General features: G+C 60.4%; 1 protein-coding gene. It reads right to left on the reverse strand.

Annotated elements, in window-relative coordinates; all coding sequences use genetic code 11:
* On the reverse strand, positions 1-2,650 hold a 2,650-nt coding region (locus V8324_RS21380), incomplete at its 3' end, for a family 16 glycosylhydrolase (protein ID WP_336421913.1).
* Between the last annotated feature and the right edge of the window lie 748 nt (positions 2,651-3,398).

Below are 3,398 nucleotides of genomic sequence, written 5' to 3' on the forward strand. Positions count from 1 at the left end.
CCGCCGTCGCGTCGGCGTCGAGCCCCGACAGCGTGAACTCGACCGCCCCGACCTCGCTCGCATCGATGCTCGCATCCGCCGCAGAAAGCGACAGGAACGGCGCTTCGTCTGCCGTCGTGTCGACCCTGGTATCCAGCGTCAGCGTGGGTCCGGAGGTTGTCGTGGTCGCACCGCCGGTATCCGTCGCGACGATCTGCGTCGTCACCGGGCCGTCGAGCAGCGACGAGATGTCGAGCGTTACCGTGCCGTCGGCGCCGATCACGCCCGAAGGTACCGTCGAGATGCCATCGCTCGCCGTCACGACGGCCGTTGCATCGCTATCTAGGCCGGAGACATCGATCGTGATGGCTTCCGCCTCGGCCGCGTCGATCCGGAAATCGGGGGCCGAGACCACGAGATTGCGATCGTCATCGGCCGAAGGCGGCATGGGTCCGGCCAGAGAAATCGTGTCGCCGGGCAGGGTCAGGCTTTCACCGCTGGCGGTGCTTGCCGTGATCGACGTTGTGATCGCACCATCGGCCATACCCGAGATATCGAAGCTGTATGTCCCTTCGGACCGGACCACGCGGGTCAGGCTGTAGATGCCGTCCGTCAGCTTGATGACACCCGTCGCATCGGCATCGAGCCCGACAAGCGAGACGTCGACCGAAGTGGCTTCGGTGTCGTCGATGAAAAGATCCGGCGCGGTCAGCGAAAGGTTTCGGTCGTCATCGGCGGATGGCAGCGGATCGGCCTGGATCACGGTGCCGATGGTTGCCGCCGTCTGATCGAGGATCTCCGCGAAGGTCTCGATCGTCGACCCGGTATCGATCTTCAGTCGCACGCCGGTCGCGACATCCTCGAGCACGAGATTGGCGAGCGTCTGCGAGGCCGACCAGCCGAAATGCTCCGCCATCCTGAACAGGTTGATCCGGTCTCCTTGAGCGATGGAAAAGCCCGCGACCTTGTCGAGCGTGCCTTCCAGCGTGTCGCCGCCGAAAAGGATCGTGTCTGCACCGGCACCACCATCGACGTAGTCGGCCCCGCCGCCCCCGTCGATGGTGTCGTTGCCGTCGGTTCCGAAAATGCGGTCACCCGCATCGCTGCCGACCAGATGCCGTGTCGGCTGCAGGAACTGCGGCGCTCCGCCGAAAGTTCCTCCCGTCAGGCCGATTTCCGATTGCAGAAACGCCGCGAGATCAGCGGCATATTCCGTGTAGGCCGCCTCAGTGAAGTGGATCTCGTCAGGGGACAGACCGCTCACATCGACCGGGTTGTTGAACAGCAGGATGTTGGGATCAATCGCCGTCCGCGCCCCGACGGTCGCGATGATGCCGGGTTGGTAGGTGCCGTTGCCGGCATCGCCGACGACCGGCGCACCGTCGACGGTCGAATAGCCATGATTGAGATAGTCGGCAAAGATCTCCGGAACACCCGCCTTGAGTTTCGGCGCCAGTGTCGAGACGACGAAATACGCGTCCTCGCTGTCCGGCATGGCGAGGAACTGGTCGATCGCCGTGCCGATGTTGTCGATGAGGTTCGGGAAACTGGCGCCGAAGAAAATATCCGCGTCCCTGTTGAAATCGTTCGTGCCTGCCATGAACAACACGATGTCGGGCGAGAACGCATCGAGATTGTCGGACAGATCCACCGGGCCGGCGAAGCCATCGTTCCTGATGATGTCCCGCAAGGGCGTGCCGCCGACCGCGCTGTGGGCGCTGTCCATCATCTCATCGGGACCGCTTTCCAGAAACCCGACATAATCGAACCAGCCGCCGGCCTGTACGATCGAGTCGAACAGATCGAGACGGTACCCGTCGAGCTTCTCCGGCTCCGTGCTGGGGTCGTTGACGTCCACAAATCCGACCGTGAGCGAGTCACCGATCGCCAGGACCTTCGCCGCTTGGGAATAGGTTCCCGCGGCCATGTCGATGACAAGCGACTCCGAGGTCCCGGCGAATGTCACCGCACCCGTCTGGTCCACCGGGAGCGACAGCAGCGCCGGGGTGTAGGAGAACGAGTCGAGCGACATGGACGTGTCGATCTCCTGATCGACAGGCCCGTGCCAATCCTCGAGGTTGGCATCCCCCGTCCACAGGCTGGAGTAGACCAGCATATCCTTGTCCGGGATGGGCAGCGGTGCGTCTTCGGCACGAATCTCGTAAAACAGCCGGTCATCCGCGAACCAGCGTATCGCGTCGGGCGTCCAGTCGATCCGGTAGTCGTGGAAATCCGCGGAGGTATCGAAGCCGAGCTCTATGTCTTCCTCGATGTAATTGGCGAATTTGTCGGTCCCATAGTAATAGTTTATGCTCACCTGAGAGGGATTGTTTCCAAGAAACTCGAAATCGATTTCGTTCTGTTCACTGGCTCCAAAAAACTCGCCGGTATAGAGAAAGAAAGCCGAGACGGTTCCCGGTTCGCCCGAGGTCTTCAGTCTCATCTCGAACGAGCCGTAAGTGAAATGCTCCTCCGACTGGAGCTCGGCACCCGTGAAGGGCTTGCCATCCTTGTCGGCGCCATCCAGCCTGAGCCGCAGGACGCCGTCGCCGTCCTCGACGTAGTCCGCCTCCCAGGCGGTCTGGTTCCATGTGGCTGAAACGGCAAAATCGGAACGATTCCAAGTGTCCGCGTCGAAGCTGTCAAACGAATCGAAAATCTGTTGTGGCACAATCATTCCCCATAAATAAGACGGTCGCAGCCTCGCGACGACGTCTTTCACTCATATTTATTTAATTTCTCGGTTTCGTGGTTTGAAATCAAGGGGTGGAAGGTCTTGAAACCGTGGACTCGTGCCTTTTAGAACGTTTTGACGTCACATTTGACAACCTATTATTGAATTTCCGGAATGTCCTTCCATCAGAAGAGGAGCGCTTGTCAATCAAGTGGATTATTCATCTCTCCCAATGCCACTCCAAATTGTACGGAACATCGTGATTCCAAACTGATCCCAAGGCTATGCTTGCCGGATTCGGCGTGCCGATGCAGGCGCACGATGCCGCCGGACCAAGGAGGCTCATGTGACAATGTGAACTGGCTTGGGGCACGGTTTTCCGGGACACCTTCGACGCCTTATTGAAGGCCTCGAAGGAAATGTTGAATGGCGGACAAAAAGCGGGGCGGAGACCCGGGCGCGGAGACCCCGCATATCGGAGTGCGCGGGGCGCCGGGCCGGAAGCGGCGCATGATCGCGTGTGATTGCATGGTCCACCCCGTCGCCCAGGGCAATCGCAGTTGGCTTCACGTCTCGGCTAAACCGTTGAGCATCCTACGAAGGAAGTCGTCATCCCAGCCAGCGCGCTTGAGCTTGATCGAGAGCGAGCCCTTAGCAGGCTGCTGAAAAACCCCGCCTCGACATGGATTTGAGAACGTGATTCACCCTTTGCACGGCATGTAGGGGGATGACGATGCGCGGGACG

The sequence above is a fragment of the Roseovarius sp. D22-M7 genome (assembly GCF_037083785.1).
Taxonomy (GTDB): domain Bacteria; phylum Pseudomonadota; class Alphaproteobacteria; order Rhodobacterales; family Rhodobacteraceae; genus Roseovarius.